At 70.7% G+C, this 16235-nt stretch carries 18 protein-coding genes; 4 read left to right on the top strand and 14 right to left on the bottom strand.

What is annotated here, in order from left to right; all coding sequences use genetic code 11:
* Nucleotides 1-84: 84 nt before the first annotated feature.
* The 6 genes from P9K36_RS13245 to P9K36_RS13220 all read right to left on the bottom strand — a co-directional run bounded on the left by P9K36_RS13245 (nucleotide 85) and on the right by P9K36_RS13220 (nucleotide 5552).
* The gene (locus tag P9K36_RS13245) at nucleotides 85-963 is read right to left on the bottom strand and encodes a phytoene/squalene synthase family protein (RefSeq protein ID WP_043757506.1); all 879 of its coding nucleotides are present in this window, start codon (nucleotides 961-963) and stop codon (nucleotides 85-87) included.
* Nucleotides 963-1361, bottom strand: a complete 399-nt coding sequence (locus P9K36_RS13240; RefSeq protein WP_043757504.1) for an MTH938/NDUFAF3 family protein — start codon at nucleotides 1359-1361, stop codon at nucleotides 963-965. The genes P9K36_RS13245 and P9K36_RS13240 overlap by 1 nt, the downstream gene beginning before the upstream one ends.
* 13 nt (nucleotides 1362-1374) lie before the next feature.
* Nucleotides 1375-2316, bottom strand: a complete 942-nt coding sequence (secF, locus tag P9K36_RS13235) for a protein translocase subunit SecF (protein ID WP_043757501.1) — start codon at nucleotides 2314-2316, stop codon at nucleotides 1375-1377.
* Nucleotides 2317-2544: 228 nt separating this feature from the next.
* On the bottom strand, nucleotides 2545-4149 hold the full coding sequence (gene secD, locus P9K36_RS13230) for a protein translocase subunit SecD (protein WP_043350919.1): 1605 nt from the start codon (nucleotides 4147-4149) through the stop codon (nucleotides 2545-2547).
* A 57-nt stretch (nucleotides 4150-4206) separates the two neighbouring features.
* Nucleotides 4207-4539: a preprotein translocase subunit YajC gene (gene yajC / locus P9K36_RS13225; RefSeq protein WP_012319243.1), complete on the bottom strand. Its 333-nt coding sequence runs from the start codon at nucleotides 4537-4539 to the stop codon at nucleotides 4207-4209.
* Nucleotides 4540-4670: 131 nt separating this feature from the next.
* Entirely contained in the window at nucleotides 4671-5552 is an 882-nt protein-coding gene (locus P9K36_RS13220) for an alpha/beta hydrolase (RefSeq protein WP_043757498.1), read from the bottom strand.
* Nucleotides 5553-5675: 123 nt separating this feature from the next.
* Here P9K36_RS13220 and P9K36_RS13215 point away from each other — a divergent pair, with 123 nt between their 5' ends.
* Entirely contained in the window at nucleotides 5676-6068 is a 393-nt protein-coding gene (locus P9K36_RS13215; protein ID WP_053608351.1) for a YidB family protein, read from the top strand.
* Between the two features lie 11 nt (nucleotides 6069-6079).
* Here the strand turns inward: P9K36_RS13215 and P9K36_RS13210 are convergent, their stop codons facing one another.
* Nucleotides 6080-6340, bottom strand: a complete 261-nt coding sequence (locus P9K36_RS13210; protein WP_043757495.1) for a hypothetical protein — start codon at nucleotides 6338-6340, stop codon at nucleotides 6080-6082.
* 164 nt (nucleotides 6341-6504) lie between these two features.
* Between P9K36_RS13210 and P9K36_RS13205 the strand changes: the two genes are divergently transcribed.
* A complete protein-coding gene (locus tag P9K36_RS13205) occupies nucleotides 6505-6846 on the top strand; it encodes a YidB family protein (RefSeq protein ID WP_053608349.1) in 342 nt (113 codons plus the stop codon).
* 118 nt (nucleotides 6847-6964) lie between these two features.
* Here the strand turns inward: P9K36_RS13205 and P9K36_RS13200 are convergent, their stop codons facing one another.
* On the bottom strand, nucleotides 6965-8473 hold the full coding sequence (locus P9K36_RS13200) for a peptidoglycan DD-metalloendopeptidase family protein (protein ID WP_111473912.1): 1509 nt from the start codon (nucleotides 8471-8473) through the stop codon (nucleotides 6965-6967).
* 190 nt (nucleotides 8474-8663) lie between these two features.
* Between P9K36_RS13200 and P9K36_RS13195 the strand changes: the two genes are divergently transcribed.
* Nucleotides 8664-9218: a GNAT family N-acetyltransferase gene (locus P9K36_RS13195; RefSeq protein ID WP_043384948.1), complete on the top strand. Its 555-nt coding sequence runs from the start codon at nucleotides 8664-8666 to the stop codon at nucleotides 9216-9218.
* Between the two features lie 43 nt (nucleotides 9219-9261).
* On the opposite strand, the gene P9K36_RS13190 is transcribed toward P9K36_RS13195, so the two are convergent.
* The 6 genes from P9K36_RS13190 to P9K36_RS13165 form a co-directional block, all read right to left on the bottom strand.
* The gene (locus P9K36_RS13190; RefSeq protein WP_043350907.1) at nucleotides 9262-9540 is read right to left on the bottom strand and encodes a hypothetical protein; all 279 of its coding nucleotides are present in this window, start codon (nucleotides 9538-9540) and stop codon (nucleotides 9262-9264) included.
* Between the two features lie 265 nt (nucleotides 9541-9805).
* Nucleotides 9806-11083, bottom strand: coding sequence for a porin (locus P9K36_RS13185; protein ID WP_043350904.1), 1278 nt, complete (start codon nucleotides 11081-11083; stop codon nucleotides 9806-9808).
* A gap of 222 nt (nucleotides 11084-11305) precedes the next feature.
* Nucleotides 11306-12154, bottom strand: coding sequence for a 23S rRNA (adenine(2030)-N(6))-methyltransferase RlmJ (rlmJ, locus tag P9K36_RS13180; protein ID WP_043384946.1), 849 nt, complete (start codon nucleotides 12152-12154; stop codon nucleotides 11306-11308).
* A gap of 66 nt (nucleotides 12155-12220) precedes the next feature.
* On the bottom strand, nucleotides 12221-12883 hold the full coding sequence (locus P9K36_RS13175) for a ribonuclease T2 (RefSeq protein ID WP_278307135.1): 663 nt from the start codon (nucleotides 12881-12883) through the stop codon (nucleotides 12221-12223).
* 2 nt (nucleotides 12884-12885) lie between these two features.
* Nucleotides 12886-13347: a hypothetical protein gene (locus tag P9K36_RS13170; RefSeq protein WP_043350928.1), complete on the bottom strand. Its 462-nt coding sequence runs from the start codon at nucleotides 13345-13347 to the stop codon at nucleotides 12886-12888.
* Between the two features lie 196 nt (nucleotides 13348-13543).
* Entirely contained in the window at nucleotides 13544-14530 is a 987-nt protein-coding gene (locus tag P9K36_RS13165; RefSeq protein ID WP_043757487.1) for an extensin family protein, read from the bottom strand.
* 111 nt (nucleotides 14531-14641) lie between these two features.
* Here P9K36_RS13165 and P9K36_RS13160 point away from each other — a divergent pair, with 111 nt between their 5' ends.
* Nucleotides 14642-15874, top strand: a complete 1233-nt coding sequence (locus P9K36_RS13160) for an amidase (protein ID WP_043757484.1) — start codon at nucleotides 14642-14644, stop codon at nucleotides 15872-15874.
* The last annotated feature ends 361 nt before the right edge of the window (nucleotides 15875-16235 follow it).

Raw genomic sequence — 16235 nt, 5'->3', positions numbered from 1 at the left:
CGCCGCGAAGCGACCGAGGGCCGGGCGACATTTGCGAGCGCAGCGCCGCTGGATTGCCCCCTCGCGAGGACGGTGGAGCGACCCTCAGCCCACCCGCCGCGCCGCCCGCCACAGGCGCCACAGCCGGCGCCAGCGCGGCAGTTCGACGGGCGTGTTGAGCGGGTCGTAGGAGGCCCGCTCCATGGCGGCGAGGTAGGGTTCCACAAGGGCCGTGGGCAGGAAGGCGGCGCCCGCCGAGGGGGCGATGGTCGGACGCGCCGCCTCGAAGGCCTTGAGGTGCTGCCGGGCGAGGTCGCGCAGGTCGGCACAGGCCCGGCGCAGGCCCGGCCCGCCGCGGCCCGTGACGATGTCCTCGCGGGTGACGCCGTAGCGGCCGAGGATGTCCGCCGGCAGATAGACCTGCCCCGAGCGGGCGTGCCAGGGCAGGGCACGCAGAAGTCCGGTGATCCCGTAGGCAACCCCGGCATGGCCGGCCGCCCCCGCGCCGCCCGGCTCTGTGCCGTTGCCGATCACGAGGCTCGCCAGCCGGAACAGGGCCGAGGCGGTCTCGCCGCAATAGCCCTCCAGGTCGTTCACCCGGGGCATCGGGTCCTCGTAGAGATCGAACACCCGTGCGTCGATCAGGTCGACGAAGGGCTGGCGACCGAGGCGGTTGACCCGGATCGCCTCCTCCAGGGCCGCCGCCACCGGATTGGCGCGCACGTCGCCCCGGGCCTCCCCCTGGAGGGCGTCGCGCCACCATTGCAGGCGGATCTCGCCGGCCAGGGGGTTCGAGGCCGCCTCGCGCACCCGCGCGATGGTCAGGCTGAAGGCGTAGAGGGCGAAGAGATGCGGACGGGCGGCGGCTGGGGCGAACAGGGTGGCGTAGTAGCGGTCCGGATCGCCCGTCCGCACGAGATCCTCGCAATGGGATTGCGCGAAGGCGAGCCCGGTCTCGGTGGTCCTGCCCTCGACCTCCGGCATCAGGCCACCGCGATCAGCGCGGCCGCGACCTTGCGGTTCTCGGCCACCAGGATGTTGTAGGTCCGGGCCGCGGCCCCGGTCTGCATCACGTCGAGGCCGACGCCGAAATCCTTGAGCCAGCCCCGCAAGGCGGGGTCGATGGCGGCGATGTCGAGGCCGGTGCCGACGAGCAGCAACTCGATCCCCTCCGATTCCGCCTGGACCGGTCGCAGGGCCGTCCGGTCGATCGCCCTCGGCTCCGTCACCTCCCAGGCCCGAACCCCCGAGGGCAGCAGCAGGATCGAGCCGCGATGCGACATCCCGGCGAAGCGGAAGCCGCCATTGCCGTAGGTGTCGATGATGTGGCGACCCGGCACGAAGCCGGAGTCGAAGGTCTTCGGATTTGGCTGATCGGCCATCTCGGAAAAAAGACTACTCCGCCGGTTGCGGGACGCCGGACCGCTCGGACGCGGCGCGGGCGCCCGAGAGCATCAGGCCCAGATAGATCAACACCGGAGTCGAGATGAAGATCGCCGAGTAGGTGCAGATCAGGACGCCGCAGAGCATCACCACGGCGAAGCCCTTGATCGCCTCGCCGCCGAACAGGACCAGCGCCAGCAGCGACAGGGAGGACGAGATCGACGTCATCACCGTGCGCGACATGGTCGAGTTGATCGACAGGTTCAGCAGGTCGACGGTGGGGATGGTCTTGTACCGCCGCATCAGCTCGCGGGTCCGGTCGAACACCACCACGGTCTCGTTGAGCGAGTAGCCCACGATGGTCAGGATCGCCGCGATCGAGGTCATGTTGAACTCGATCCGGGTGATGATGAACACGCCCACCGTCAGCACGATGTCGTGGAGCGTGCCGACGATGGCGCCGAGCGCCAGTTCCCGCTCGAACCGGAACCAGAGGTAGAGCAGCACCGCCACGACGGAGAGCACGACGCCCAGCGTGCCGGACTGCACGAGTTCGCCGGAGACGCGCGGGCCGACGGTCTCGGTGCGGCGGAACTCGTAATCCTTATCGAAGGCGGCGTGCGCCTTGTTCATCACCGCGGTCTGGCCCTGCTCGCCGGGCTGGAGCGGCAGGCGGACCAGCACGGTACCCTGGTTGCCCAGTTCCTGCACCTCCGGCTCGCCGAAGCCGAAGCCCGCGGCCGTGTGCCGGATCGCCGCGACGTCGGCGGTGCCGGATTTCGCCTGCAATTCGACCAGGGTCCCGCCCTTGAAGTCGATGCCGAAGTTCAGCCCGATCGTCAGGAACAGCGCCACCGTGACGAGCGACAGCACCGCCGAGAGCGGGAAGGTGAAGCGCCGGAATCGCATGAAGTCGAAATGCGATTCATCGGGCCAGAGGCGGAGCAGGCGCATGGAAACGGACCTAACGTTTGGGAGATCTCAGCACCGGTCCGCTCGTCCCACCCTCACCCTCGACCTGAGGCGCCGGAGCGAAGCGGAGGCCTCGAAGGAGGGCTCCAGGGATCGCAGCGCCGTCTGGAGGGCCCCTTCGAGGCCCGCTGACGCGGGCACCTCAGGATGAGGTGAGGGTCTGGAGCGGCCTTCTTCCGCCGGTGATGCGTCTCCCGAAAGTGAACTCGTTCAGAACGGCAGGGTCTTCGGACGGAAGGTCTTGTACCACACCGCGATCATCATCCGGGTCAGCGTCACCGCGGTGATGACCGTCGTCAGGATGCCGAGGATGAAGACTACGGCGAAGCCCTTCACCGGGCCCGAGCCGAGGAAGAACAGGATCAGGGCGGCGATCGCCATGGTCGAGTTCGAGTCGATGATGGTGGCGAAGGCCCGGTCGAAGCCCGCCTGCAGCGCCGAGATCAGCGAGCGGCCGGCATGGCTCTCCTCGCGCATGCGCTCGTAGATCAGGACGTTCGAATCCACCGCGGTGCCGATGGTGAGCACGATGCCGGCGATGCCCGGCAGCGTCATGGTGGCCTCCAGCACCGACATCAGGCCCAGAATCAGCCCGACGTGGACGATCAGCGCGATGTTGGCGATGAAGCCGAACGTCCCGTAGGTCGCGAACATGAAGGCCACAACGAGGCCCGCCGCTACCAGGGTCGCGAGCTTGCCGGCCTCGATGGAGTCGCGGCCGAGGCCCGGGCCGACGACGCGGCGCTCGACCACGGTGAACTTGGCCGGCAGCGCGCCGGCCCGGAGCAGGACCGCCAGGTCGTTGGCCTGCTGGACGGTAAAGTTGCCGGTGATCTGGCCCGAACCGCCGGTGATCGCCGAGCGGATCACGGGGGCGGAGACGACCTCGTTGTCGAGCACGATCGCCATGCGCCGGCCGATATTCTCCGAGGTCGCCTGCCCGAACCGCTGCGCGCCGCGCAGGTTGAACTTGAAGCTCACCATCGGCTCGTGGGACTGCTGGTCGAAGGCGGGCTGCGCGTCGGTCAGCTCGCCGCCGTCGGCCATGACCCGGCGCTCCACCGGGACCTTGGCGCCCTTCTCGTCCTTGGAGGGCAGCATGTCGACGTCGCCCGAGGGGCTGTCGGCGAGCATGCGGAACTCGAGCTTGGCGGTCGAGCCGAGGAGCTTTTCCAGCCGCTCGGGATTCTGCTCGCCCGGCACCTGGATCAGGATGCGGTCGGCGCCCTGCTGCTGGATCGACGGCTCGGTGGTGCCGGTGGAGTCGAGGCGGCGCCGGATGACCTCGATGCCCTGGCTCACGGCCCGGCGGGTCCGGTCGGTGATGCCGGCATCGGTCAACATGAGGCGGATCACGCCGCCCGGCTGCTCGGAGATGTCGAGGGTGCGGGCCGCCGTCTGGCCTATCGAGGTGGTGATCGGCTGCGACAGTTCCTGAAGCTTCGGCAGGACCTTGGCCCGGGCGGCGGCGTCGTCGATCTTCACCTGGACGCCGCGCGGCAGGAGGCCGATGCCGCCGTCGGCGCGGACATTCTCCTGCTGGAGCACGCGGCGCACGTCGTCGCGCAGGGCCTTGGCCTGGGAGGCGACCAGCTCGTTCTGGTCGACCTCAAGCAGGAGCTGCGAGCCGCCCTGCAGGTCGAGGCCGAGCACGATGGCGCGGGTCGGCACGATCCAGCTCGGGAACCACGTGGGCAGGCTGGCGACGAAGCCCTTGCGCTGCTCGGGCGAGAAGAAGCTCGGCACGGCGAGCATCAGCCCCACCAGGATCAAGCCCAGTGTCGCGATGATCTTCGCACGGGAGAAGCGCAGCATCGGCCGTCTTTTTCTCTTTTGGGCCGGCGCACGACGCCGGCCGGTTCAACCGGGAACTCAGGCGGCTTTCACCGTGCCCTTGGCGCGGACCTCGGAGATCATCGACCGGACCACCCGAACGCGCACGTTCGGGGCGATCTCGACCTCGATCTCGGGCTGGTCGTCCGACGCCTTGGTCACGCGTCCGACGAGGCCGCCGTTGGTGACGACCGTATCGTCCCGGCGCACGGACTTCAGCAGCGCCTGGTGGTCCTTGACCCGCTTCTGCTGCGGCCGCAGGATCAGGAAGTACATGATCACGAAGATCAGAACGAACGGGACCACCTGAAAGGCGATCTCCGCTCCGCCAGCGGCCGCACCGGCCCCTTGCGCGAAGGCGGGGGTGATCAACGAGCGTCTCCTGCGAATAGCGTGCAGGTCTGCCGCCGGATGAGGCGCCCGCAGACCTGTCGAAAAGCGCGCGGACTATAGCCAGGGGCTACCCGAAAGCAACGTCGAAGCGACAGGCCGATGCGGCGCGCTCACAGCAGGGCGCGGATCGCCGCCGCGAAGGCCTCCGGCGCCTCCTGGGGAAAGTTGTGCCCGACCCCCGCGACGATCTCACGCCGGTACGGTCCCGTGAAGTGGCGGGCGTCCGTATCGGTGGCGGGCGGCGGCCCGACGCCGTCATCGGCCCCGAGCAGCACGATCGTCGGCACGGCGATCGCCGGCTGGGCGGCGAGCCGCGCCTCGATCTTCACCAACGCCGGATCGCTCGGCACGAGCCCGAAGCGGTGGCGGTAGGAATGCACCACCACGTCGACGAAATCGGGATTGTCGAAGGCGCGGGCGGTCTGCGCGAAGGTCTCCGCGTCGAACGCCCAGGTCGGCGACCAGAGCCGCCAGAGCAGGCGGCAGAAGGCATCCCGGTTCTCGGCGAGGCCGGCGCGGCCGCGCTCGCCGTGGAGGTAGTACTGGTACCAGAGACGGTGCTCGGTCTCCGGCGCGACCGGCCGCCCGGCGGCCGGGATGTTCTGGATGTTGTAGCCGACGCCGCAGCTCACGAGGCCCCGGGCCCGGTCCGGCCAGAGCGCCGCCACCACGCAGGCGGCCCGGCCGCCCCAATCGTAGCCGGCGAGCACGGCGCGCCCGATGCCGAGGGCGTCGAGGAAGGCGAGCAGGTCGGCCCCGAGGGCCGCCTGCTCGCCCGAGCGCGGCGTGGCGGGGTCCAGGAACCGGGTCGGGCCGTAGCCGCGCAGGTACGGGACGAGGCAGCGCACCCCGTCGGCGGCGAGCCGCAGGGCCGCCGCCTCGCAGGCCTGGATATCGTAGGGGAAGCCGTGGAGCAGCACGGCGGGCGGCCCGTCCGGCGGACCGAACTCCCGATAGGCGATGTCCAGCACGCCGGCCCGCACGCGTTCCATGAACGACTCCCCCTCGCCACGGGGCGATCCTAACGGGTTCGTCGCGCAATTGCCGCACGCGCTTGCCGCCGCCGCGTCGCGCCCGACTTCTCCTGCGACGAAGAAGCGCGACGGTGGAGAACGATGGGACTGCTCGACGGTGCGAAGAACCTGATCGGCGACGTGGTCGCGGCGGCCGACCGGGCCTTTGAGGAGACCGGTAGCGGCAAGCTCGCCCTGGCGCTCGCGAAATTCTATCCCGGCGGCCTCGCGGCCTTCCTCGACCGCCTGAGGGAGACCGGACACGGCGCGGCCGTCGATTCGTGGCTCTCGCCGGGCACGCGGCAGCCGGTTCCGGCCTCCGCGCTGGCGGCCTGCCTGCCGGAGGCGGTGACCGAGCGGCTCGCCTACGATCTCGGCGTGCCGGACGCGCGCGTTCCCACCGTGCTCGCGGAGTTCCTGCCCGCCGCCGTCGCCGATCAGAGCGAGAACGGGAGCCTGAAGCCCCAGCCGAATTTCAGCACGCAGGTCCGCTGATCATCGGGGCCTCATGGGGCCGCGCATTTCATCAGAGGCGGGGCGGTCGCGCAGCTCAGATGGCAGCTCTGCTTCGCGAAGCAGAACCACGAGAGCGCGCCGCTCTTCAGGCAGGATCCGCCGCAATGCCGGTACGTGCCGTAGAGCGGCCGAACGAAGACGGCATCGGCGAGGGGGCGCGCCTCCGACGACCGCGCCGTCTCCGCGGCCGGCAGCGCCACCGCCGCACCGGCCGCGACCACGAGCACGAAAGACGGTGCCAGGACTCTCATTCGCGTCGACCGTGGAACCGTGTCCGGGCCAACATACCGGGCCAAAGTCCGGGTCCTGTCGACTCAATTGCGGTTCACGCGGGCCGGGGGCAGCCGCCGGCCTCTCCCGCTTTCCGGACGACGCCCTAGACTCCCGTCGACCGATCCTTCGACGCGAGGCCCACATGAGTCTGCTCAATTCCCTCGGCGGCTCGCTGGGGCAGATCGCCCTCAAGGCGTTGCCGGGCGTGATCCAGCAGGTCCTGCCCGGCGGGCTCAACGCCCTGCTCGATCAGCTCCGGCGATCCGGCTACGAGAGCCAGGTCAATTCCTGGCTCGGCCGCGGGCCCAACGAGCCGATCACCGCCGACGACCTGCGCAAGGTCCTCGACAACGATCAGGTGCGCCAGATGGCGGGAAAGCTCGGAATCCCGATGGACGAGCTGTTCCCGACCCTCGCGCAGGCCCTTCCCGAGACCGTGGACCACCACAGCCCCGACGGGACCCTGCAGGTGCCCAAGGCCTAGGCGGCCACGGCGCGGGCGCGGGGAAGGCCGGCGCGGCGCGGCCGGACCGGCGGTCCGCAACGCGAAACGGCGGCCCCGTCCGGGACCGCCGCCGCGTGCCGCCGTCTTGCCGGTCGGCTCAGTTGCTGGCGAGCTGTGACATGGGATCCACGGGCGCGCCGCCCTTGCGGATCTCGAAATGGAGCTGCGGCGAGGTCACGTTGCCCGACGCGCCGGACTTCGCGATGGTCTGACCGCGCTTGACCTTCTCGCCGGGCTTCACGTCGATCTCGCCGTTATGGGCGTAGGCCGAGACGTAGCCGTTGGCGTGACGCACGAGGACCAGCTTGCCGTAGCCCTTCACGTCGGAGCCGGCATAGGCCACCGTGCCCTCTTCGGCGGCCTTGACGGGGGTGCCCTCCGGGACGGCGATGTTGATGCCCTCGTTGCCGGAGCTGCCATAGCCGGAGATCACCCGGCCCTTGGCGGGCCAGCGGAAGTTCTCCGTCGCCTCGGCCACGGAGCCGGTGGCGGCGGGCTCGGACTTGGCCTGGGCAGGAGCCGCGGCGGCCACCGGCTTCGGCGTCTCCTTGGCGGCGACCTTATCGGCGGCGGCGGGCTTCTGCGCCGCCTCCTTGGCGGCCTCCTTGGTGGCCTGCTTGGCCGCCTCCTTGGAGGCTTCCTTGGCGGCCTTCGCCTCGGCGAGCTTCTGGGCGGCCTCCGCCTTCGCGGCGGCCTTCGCCTCGGCGCGGGCTTCCTGGGCCTTGGCTTCGGCCTTCGCCTTCGCCTCGAGCTTCGGATCCGCCTTCTTGTCGTCGGCCTTCTTCTCCTCGGCCTTGGCGACCTGTCCGGGACGCACGTGCTTCGGCTTCTCGCCGTCCTTCGCGGTGGCGTCCTTGCGGGTCTTGGCGTCGGCGACCTTGCGGGCGGCGGCGTCGCGGGCGAGCGCCTCCTTGCGCTCCGCCTCCTTCTCGGCGGCGGCCTTCTGCGCCGCCTCCTTGGCGGCCTTCGCCTCGGCGAGCTTCTGGGCGGCCTCCTTGGCCTCCTCGCGCTTCGCGGCGATCTTGTTCTCGACCTGCTTGGCGTCCTCGCGCTTCTCCTCGGCAGCCCGGGCGGGCCGGGCGGACATCGGGGCCGCGGCGGGGTTCAGCCCGGAGGCGTTGTAGACCGGGATCACGATCTGACGACCGGGCGTGATCTGGCTCGCGTTGCTCAGGCCGTTGGCGGCCAGGATCGCCGAAGCGGGCACGCCGAAGCGGGTGGACATCTGGTTCAGGCTGTCGTTGCGCGAGACGGTGATCTGCGTGCCGCCCTCGGCGCTCCAGCCGACGCCGCCGGTGGAGGCGACTCGGGTCGCGGGGGCGGCAGCAGGGGTCTGGGCCGGACTCGCGGCGGCGGCCGGACGCGCGGCGCCGGGCGCGCTCAGCGCCTCCGATTGGATGCGGCCGGTACGGACCGGCGGCACCGACTTCAGGGATCCGTCCGGCAGGCTGCCGGTGGCGGAAGGCTCCGAGTCGAACGGATTCGAGAATGGGTTGCCCAGCCGCGATGCGTCCGAGGAACAGGCGGCGGCCGCCCCGCCGATCATGCCGATGAGCGCGACGCGCGACAGCGTCCGCAACATCTGACCCGTACCGCGCACCCGCATCGACACACCCGTTTGCCTGACGCAACCTGATGCCCCAATGAAGACGGATTCAGGTTAAGCAACCGTTCCCGTTCCGCATACCTGCGACCCAGAAGCGAAGGAGCGCGCAGGGTTTCGCGCCGTGCCGGGGATGAAACCCAGGGGCGAGACCGTCCCTTTTCCTACCTGGGCGGCTCCCCACATCGTGGACATGTTTACCATCCGCGGCGCGCGCGACAGCTTGGCCGATCTGCCGGCGATCGAGACCGCGCGCCTCTCGGTCGCCGCCCTTCAGCCCGCGGACGCAGCGGCCCTGCGCCGGCTCACCGACGATCCGGCGATCACCGCCGCGGTGGACTTCCTGCCGACCCCGTTCACGCTCCAGGATGCCGAGGATCTGATTCGCAGCGGCCGGCGGGGCCGGGACTGCTTCCTCGGGGCCTGGACCCGCGGCGGCGCCGATCCCGGTGTCGCCCCCGATCCGGCGGGACGCGACCTGGTTGGGGTGGTCGGGACGCATCTGCGCGGCACCGGCACGATCGAGATCGGATACTGGATCGGGGGCGCCGCCCGCGGGCGCGGCTTCGCCTACGAGGCCGTATCGGCGATCCTCGGCCTTCTCGGCGCGCGCTTCCCGGCGCGCCTCGTGGTGGCGGAATGCCGCCCGGCCAACGTCGCGTCCTGGGGCCTGCTGCAGAAGCTGGGTTTTCGCGACACCGGCGAGGAGGGGCACCGCCCGGGCCGCCGCCTGCTCAGACGGGATTGAGCCCCATGGCCGGCGGGCGGACCCCGACCGCTGGTCTCAGGTCTCAGGCTCCACGCCGCCGCACCTTCGTGCGCCGCGGGCCGAGCGCGAAGGACGCCTCGTCGTCCGGCGAGCGCTCCGCCAGGGCGAAGCTGTGCAGTTCGTTCAGCCCGCCCCCGTCCCGGGGCTGCACCGCGACCAGTGCGTAGAAGGCCGCCCGCACCACATCCTTCCTGGACGCGTCGGGATGCGTCTCGCGGACGGCGACGCGCAGCGCCTTCGGCGTCATGCCCAGTGCAGCCAGGCTCCAGAGCGTCGCCGCGAGCGCCTCGATCGAAGCCATCCGAAACGCCCCGTCGGTCGAGTCCCAGGGTCTTTATACGGATCGGCCCAGCACCGGCGCAAGCCTCGTTCAGACGACCGCAAGATCTGCGGCTCATCGAGCACATATCGTCACAAAAATACGTCGATACACGAAGTCGATTACTACAAATGTCGCAATCGATTTGCCAGAACACCTTCAATTTCAGCAGACAACAAAAAGCCCCCGGACCTGAGGCCGGGGGCTTGCTGGTGACCGGTTCCGTGAACCGGTCCGGGTCATCCGATCAGAAGGTGATGCCGGTCTCGACCATGTAGCGGTCCTGGGAGGTTTTGTTGCCGGTGCGGCCGAAGCCGGTGCCGAGCGTCCCCTCCGCGAGGTTGCCACGGGTGATCCCGCCGAGTTCGACGTGGGCGTATTCCACCCGGAAGAAGTACCGGTCGAAGGTGAAGGTCGGCGTGACGGTGACCGAGAAGGCGTTGCTGCCCGCACCGAAGCCCAGCAGGTTGGTCCCGCCGGATCCGCGGACGCCGGTCTGCTCGGTGTACTCGACGCGGCCGGCCAGGGAGAAATTATCGGTGAACGAGTAGGCCGCCAGCAGCGCGCCGCCGTAGGTCGACGCCGAGTTGGCGATGCCGACGCGCAGGTCCCGCTCGACATTGGTGAACTGGAAGTACGGCGAGATGATCCACGGGCCGTTCGCGTAGGTGTAGTTGATGTTGAAGATGCCGCTGTTCTGCTGGAGGTTCGGCGTCGCGAACTGGTAGCGCGGGCTGCGGTCGAGGGCGTTGGTCCGGCCGACGTTCAGGCCGCCGTTGACGCCGATCGTGTTGTAGTCGTCGAGCTTGTAGGCGACGTTGCCGGTGAACCACGTGATCTCGTTGGAGAAGAAGCCGTCCGTGCCCGCGAGGGACACCGAGAGCGGGCCGCTGCTGTAATTGACCTGCACGCCCTGGTTGATGAAGTTCTCCTGCACGAACAGGAGGCCGCGGTTGATGTTCAGGTTCTGATAGGTGAACAGCAGCTCGGTGCCGATCAGGGTGAACATCCGGCCGCCCTGGACCGACCATTCATCGTTGATCTGGATCTTGCCGAAGGCGACCGGGACCGGGCCGAACAGGAGATCGGTCTGGGTGAAGGTGCCGAGCGTGGGGAAGCCGAGCTGCGGGATCGAGTAGCCGCCGGCCTGGATGTAGAACTGGAACGCGCCCTCGGGCTTCTGGATGATGCCCTGCACGTTCGAGAAGTCGAACCGGGCCGACCGGTCGCGGTCGTTGGGCGCCGCCGGGGTCGAGAACGAGGCGAACGGGTTCGACTGCGTGTAGCCGTAGCCGGTGATGGCGCCGCCCACGTAGAGGTCCCCGAGCGGACCCGCGGAGAAGCAGCTCGGATTCGGGTTGGCCTTGATCACGCCGCTATAGGCCGGGCCGATCAGCGTGGCCTTGCACGGCTCGGCGGGGGGCGCGACGGGAACCGGCGCCGGGGCCGACAGATCGGCCGCGAGGATGCTGGTCGAGGACAGCAGCACGGTGGCCAGGCCGGCCAGGGCGGATCGCTTCAGCATGGTTCGGAGCTCGTTCGGATTCGTCTACGGCCAAGCTGACATCGCGCTGCGGATGACACAAAATCAAACAAAGAGCAGTTGCATATTTTTTGGGCAGATCCTGATCGCTGAACACGTTCGACGCGGAAATGTGACTTTGCCGCCACAATCGTCCGGGCGGACCGGCGTTTTCCTTTGCGGGCGTCCGGAACAGCTTTCCCGGCACGGCCCAAGTCTACCGTGTCAGGCCGCGGGACCGATCGGATCGCAGCGAAATCCTCCGAACTCATGCCGGGCCAGCCGTTCGGCCAGGGCCGGCAGGAACAGCATCGCCTCCTCGGCGAGGCGCCACGGCGGGTTGACCACGATCAGGCCGCTCCCGGTGAGCCGCGTCGGGTCGCCCGGCCGCTCGATCAGGAGATCGAGCCGCAGGGCCGGGCGGGGCAGGGCGGCATCGAGGTCGCGGACCATCCGGTCGAGGGCCTCGGTGTCCTTGATCGGATACCAGGCCAGGAACACCCCGGTGGGCCATTTCGCCACCGCCCGGGCGAGGTGGGCGCCGAGGCGTTCGATCTCGCCGGGCACCTCGTAGGGCGGATCGATCAGCACGAGGCCGCGCCGCTCCGGCGGCGGGATCTGGGCGTTGATCGCGGTCCAGCCGTCGAGGCTCATCACCTTGGCGCGGGGATCGCGGGCGTAGCGGTCCTGCAGCGTGGCGGCATCCGCCGGATGGAGTTCCACGAACACGCCCTTGTCGCCGGGGCGCAGCGCCTCGCGGATCAGGGCGGGCGAGCCGGGATAGGCGGTGGCGCCGTCGCGCGCCTGCACCGCCGCCACCGCGGCCCGGTAGGGCGCAAGCAGCGCCTCGACATCCGGCGCGAAGGGCGCGGCCATCCGGCCCCACCCCTCCCGCCACTCGCCGGTCCGGGCCGCCTCGTCGGCCTCGAGATCGTAGACGCCGAGTCCCGCGAAGGCGTCCAGCGCCCGGAACGGCTTGTCCTTGAGCCGGAGGTGGTCGAGCACCCGCGCCAGAACGAGGTGCTTGAGGACGTCGGCGTGGTTGCCGGCGTGGAAGGCGTGCCGATAGTTCATGGCCGCGCGCTCAAGCCGATCCGGCGCCCCAGGTCCAGCACCCGGCGCGCAAAACGCCGAAAAAACCTAGCGGGCGGCGTCGAGACGCACCTCGGGCGCCCGGCAATTGCCGCGGGCGACCTCGGGGCAGGGGGTGAAGCCGCGCAGGTCCTTGCCGAAGCAGATCCGGACCTCCTGGAGCTGCCCGCGGGTGCAGGTGACCGCCATCATGTCGGGGCGCAGGCCGCGATTGGCCGCCACGAATTGCCGCGCGATCTCGATGGGGGCGAGGGATTGCGGCGGGGAGCCGCCCGTCAGGCCGTCGGGGATCGTCACCGCCTGCCGCGCCGTGCGGGCGGCCGCGAAATAGGCGGCGGGATCGAGGCCCGAGCAGGTGCCATGCTTGCGCCACTCGTACCGGGCGAGCCCCTCGCTCGGATAGACCTGCCCGGCCACCTCCATGGCCTGCCGGGTGGGCGCGCGGTTCACCGCCGAGCAGTTCTCCGGATAGCCGCGGGCATATTGCGGCCACAGGCCGTGGACGACGAAGCCGAGGCCGCGACCGGGGGCGCACTGGACGTCGTCCCGGCGTGCGCCCGGCCCCGCGCAGTAGGTCGGCGACCACGACAGGGCGAGGACGTAGAAGTCGAACGCGCCGGGCGTGCCGCCACGGGCGAAGCCGCCGTAATCCTGGGCGGCGGCCGGCCCGGCGAGGAGCAGGCCCGCGAGGCCGGCGGCGAGCCTGCGCATGGTCAGGGACGCGCCATCCGGCAGGCGGTGGCGTAGGCGTAGGCGAGGTCCCGGTCGAGCCCGTGGACGCAGAACTCGACGCCCCAGGTCGCCCCGATGATCCCGAGACTCTCGCGCACCGAGTAGTCGACCTTGCGGCGGACGCCGTCCGACGTGGTGATGGTCGCGGTGCAGAAGCGGCGGGGATAGGTGTCGAGGCCCCAGGGCCGCCAGGCGGTGCGCTCGATCGTGTCAAAGGACAGGATGGTCATCGACGAATTCCAGAACTTCGCCTCCTTCTCGGCGAAGTTGGTCGAGACCCGCTCCAGCACCGACGGGTCCTGGCAGCCGGGGATCTGCGCGTCGAAGGGGAAGATCCGCTCCTCGGCGGGCTCGATGTCCTCCCGGGCCGAGCGGGCCAGCGCCGGCTGGGCCAGGGCGAGAAGGGCCAGCCCGAGGGCGAAGCCGTGAAAGAGCGGGCGCATGGCGCGTGCCTCGACGGATGTGCGATCCTGCATCCGCGAACGATGGCCCGGCCGCGCCTCCAGTCAAGCTCCGGCGGCCCCGCGCCGGTGCTTTGGCGGCCTGTGCGGCGCGGCCGCTACACTCGCCGGCCGATGCCCCCGGAGCGGGACCGGCCCGCGGCCCGATCCCGTCAACCCGCGTTCCGGCGTCGCCCGGTCAGTAGATCGGCCCCGTGCTCGGTGGCGCGCCGAGCTGCAGCGGCTCGTCGTAGTCCTGCGCAGGCTCCTCGGGGGCGGCCGCGGCGATCCGTGGCGCCGGCCGCACCGGCGGCGCGGCGGTGTAGGCCGATGCCGCGGTCGGGCGGGCCGGCGCCCTGGCGACCTGCGTCGCGCCGCCGGCCTTCGACATCGGCGACACGCCGTAGGGATCGTCCTGCTCCACATCCACCGGCGCCTGCGGGGCGGCAGGCTGGCGCTGCGGCGGGACCGGACGGCTCAGCGGCCGCTCGACGCCGGTGCCGAGCTGCGGCGTGAACTTGATCATCGGCTGGCAGATCCGCCTTAGACCGCGCGGGTCGTGCCGGGCGAGATCGACGTGGATGTGGTCGTAGTGGAACACGTTCGAGCCGGGGGCCAGCACCGTGGTGAAGCGCTGGCAGGCGCCGAGGAAGATCTCGCGCAGGAAGCCCTGCTCGGCCTCCGTGCCGCGCCAGCCGCCCTTCACGGTGATCACGTGGCCGTCGGCGAGCTTGATCGACATGACGTCGATGGCGTTGCCGAAACCGTGCTCGGAGAGCTTGGCGCCGGGCTGGTTGTTGCGGCCGCGGCAGGAATAGGAACCCGCGTTGATCTCGGCCACCGGCACGCCGAAATAGAGGTTGGCGGCCGGCTGGATCGTGTCGGCGAGCCACGCCTCGGCCTCGGCCAGCGCCGGGCAGCCCAGGGTCATCCGCTGCTTCAGCAGGACGGAGCCGCCGCCGAGCCGCGTCACCCGGAAGGGCTGCTGCATGCCGCACGGCCCGGGGCCGTCCATGGCCGCGATCGGCGTGATGAACTCCGAGGGCTCGACGAGCTTCTTGGCCAGGCAGACCTGCTCCGCCTGATCGCGCCACGGTTCGCGCCGCTCGAAATGATTGATCGAGCACGCGGTGAGGCCCGCGCCGAACAGCGCCAGAGCCGAGAACAGGGATACGCCACGCCACATGACCCGGACGATGCGCACGGTCGCGTAAAGCGTTCGTCAACGGCGTTTCGGGAATGACGCGACCTGTGGCGTCTCGGTTGACAGCGCCGCGGACCGCAGACTGAATGCATTATGCTTTCACTTCTCGACCTCCGCGCCCGCATCGCCGCCGGCACCCTGACCCCCGCGGGGGCGATCGATCTGTGCCGCGCCGCGATCGCCGCGCGGGAGCCGGACCTGCACGCGCTGGTCACCCTCGACCCGGCGCCGGCGATCCCGGAGACCGGGCCGCTCGCCGGCATCGCGGTGGGCGTGAAGGACATCATCGACAGCGCCGGCCTGCCGAGCCAGATGGGCTCGTCGATCTACGCGGGCTGGACGCCCCGGGGTGACGCCGCCGTGGTGAGCCGGCTGAAGCAGCTCGGCGCCATCGCCCTCGCCAAGACCACCACCACAGCCTTCGCCAGCAGCGACCCGACCGAGACGGTCAACCCGCACGATCCCGGCCACACGCCGGGCGGCTCATCGGCGGGCTCGGCCGCCGCCGTGGGCGCCGGGATGCTGCCCCTGGCCCTCGGCACGCAGACGGCGGGGTCGGTGATCCGGCCAGCGAGCTATTGCGGCTGCGCGGCGGTGAAGCCGTCGTTCCGGCTGATCCCCACGGTCGGCGTGAAGACCTATTCCTGGGCCCTCGACACGGTCGGGCTGTTCGCCGCCGGGGTCGCGGACGTCGCCCATGCCCTCGCCCTGGTCACCGGACGCCCGGAGATCGACGGCGCAGATTCGGGCTCGGCCCCCCGCATCGCCGTGGTGCGGCAGGACTTCGCCGAGGCCCCAGAACCGGAGGCCGAGGCCGCATTGATGCGCGCCCGGCAGGCGGCCGAGCGAGCCGGGGCGCGGGTGAGCGACCTCGCCCTGCCGCCGGAGCTCGCGCAGGCCTGGGAGCGCCACCGCATCATCCAGAACTACGAGGGGCGGCTGGCGCTCGCCTGGGAGTACGACACGCAGGCCGACGCGCTCCCGCCCCGCGTCCGCGAGCATCTCGACGCCGGCGCGGCGATCGAGCCGGCCCAGTACGACGATGCCCGCCGCCACGGCCATCACGCCCGGCGGGTGCTGAAGGGCCTCTTCGCCGATTACGACGCGATCCTGACCTTCTCGGCGCCGGGATCCGCACCCGCGACCCTGGATTCGACGGGCGACCCGCGCTTCAACCAGCTGTGGACGCTGATGGGCGTGCCCTGCGTGAACGTGCCGGTGCCCGGCCAGAGCCTGCCGGTGGGCGTCCAGGTGATCGGCCGCTTCGGCGACGACGGCCGGACCCTGGCGGTGGCCCGGATCATCGAGGCCGCGCTGCGCGGCTGACCGGCCGTCAGGGCGACCCGCACCGGCACGCATTCGGGCGACGCCGCCGGGTGGCCATCCCGTCCGCCGTTCCGGGGCCGCGCAGCGCCCGGGATCCAGAGCCGCCGACCCGGCCGATCCCGGCACCACCGGCATTCAGGGCGTCCTGGTTCGCCTGCGGGCTCCGGACAAGCAGCGCGGGCGGCCGCCCGGAAGGGGCGACTTCGGGGCCGCGATGATGACGGCCGCGCAAAATGTCGCGTTATGTCCCCTAGCGTACATTTGTGATTGTGAGCTCACCGACGCGACACTAGACACGGCTCATCGCTGGCAACGTTCCCCGGGCGCTAGCGGCCGGAAGACGCGCGCTCCCGCCCAAATG

Source organism: Methylobacterium sp. 391_Methyba4, assembly GCF_029691625.1.
GTDB lineage: Bacteria > Pseudomonadota > Alphaproteobacteria > Rhizobiales > Beijerinckiaceae > Methylobacterium > Methylobacterium fujisawaense.
This window is presented reverse-complemented; position numbering and strand designations above follow the sequence as displayed.

Bases quoted from the DNA above. Each gene is read 5' to 3' on its own strand.
- P9K36_RS13215 (WP_053608351.1), top strand. From the start codon at position 5,676: ATGGGACTGCTCGACGGTGCGAAGAACCTGATCGGCGACGTGGTCGCG.
- P9K36_RS13240 (WP_043757504.1), bottom strand. From the start codon at position 1,361: ATGGCCGATCAGCCAAATCCGAAGACCTTCGACTCCGGCTTCGTGCCG.
- P9K36_RS13170 (WP_043350928.1), bottom strand. From the start codon at position 13,347: ATGCGCCCGCTCTTTCACGGCTTCGCCCTCGGGCTGGCCCTTCTCGCC.
- secD (WP_043350919.1), bottom strand. From the start codon at position 4,149: ATGCTGCGCTTCTCCCGTGCGAAGATCATCGCGACACTGGGCTTGATC.
- P9K36_RS13165 (WP_043757487.1), bottom strand. From the start codon at position 14,530: ATGTGGCGTGGCGTATCCCTGTTCTCGGCTCTGGCGCTGTTCGGCGCG.
- P9K36_RS13160 (WP_043757484.1), top strand. From the start codon at position 14,642: ATGCTTTCACTTCTCGACCTCCGCGCCCGCATCGCCGCCGGCACCCTG.
- P9K36_RS13200 (WP_111473912.1), bottom strand. From the start codon at position 8,473: ATGCGGGTGCGCGGTACGGGTCAGATGTTGCGGACGCTGTCGCGCGTC.
- P9K36_RS13195 (WP_043384948.1), top strand. From the start codon at position 8,664: ATGTTTACCATCCGCGGCGCGCGCGACAGCTTGGCCGATCTGCCGGCG.
- P9K36_RS13220 (WP_043757498.1), bottom strand. From the start codon at position 5,552: ATGGAACGCGTGCGGGCCGGCGTGCTGGACATCGCCTATCGGGAGTTC.
- P9K36_RS13210 (WP_043757495.1), bottom strand. From the start codon at position 6,340: ATGAGAGTCCTGGCACCGTCTTTCGTGCTCGTGGTCGCGGCCGGTGCG.
- secF (WP_043757501.1), bottom strand. From the start codon at position 2,316: ATGCGCCTGCTCCGCCTCTGGCCCGATGAATCGCATTTCGACTTCATG.
- P9K36_RS13205 (WP_053608349.1), top strand. From the start codon at position 6,505: ATGAGTCTGCTCAATTCCCTCGGCGGCTCGCTGGGGCAGATCGCCCTC.
- P9K36_RS13185 (WP_043350904.1), bottom strand. From the start codon at position 11,083: ATGCTGAAGCGATCCGCCCTGGCCGGCCTGGCCACCGTGCTGCTGTCC.
- P9K36_RS13245 (WP_043757506.1), bottom strand. From the start codon at position 963: ATGCCGGAGGTCGAGGGCAGGACCACCGAGACCGGGCTCGCCTTCGCG.
- rlmJ (WP_043384946.1), bottom strand. From the start codon at position 12,154: ATGAACTATCGGCACGCCTTCCACGCCGGCAACCACGCCGACGTCCTC.
- P9K36_RS13175 (WP_278307135.1), bottom strand. From the start codon at position 12,883: ATGCGCAGGCTCGCCGCCGGCCTCGCGGGCCTGCTCCTCGCCGGGCCG.
- P9K36_RS13190 (WP_043350907.1), bottom strand. From the start codon at position 9,540: ATGGCTTCGATCGAGGCGCTCGCGGCGACGCTCTGGAGCCTGGCTGCA.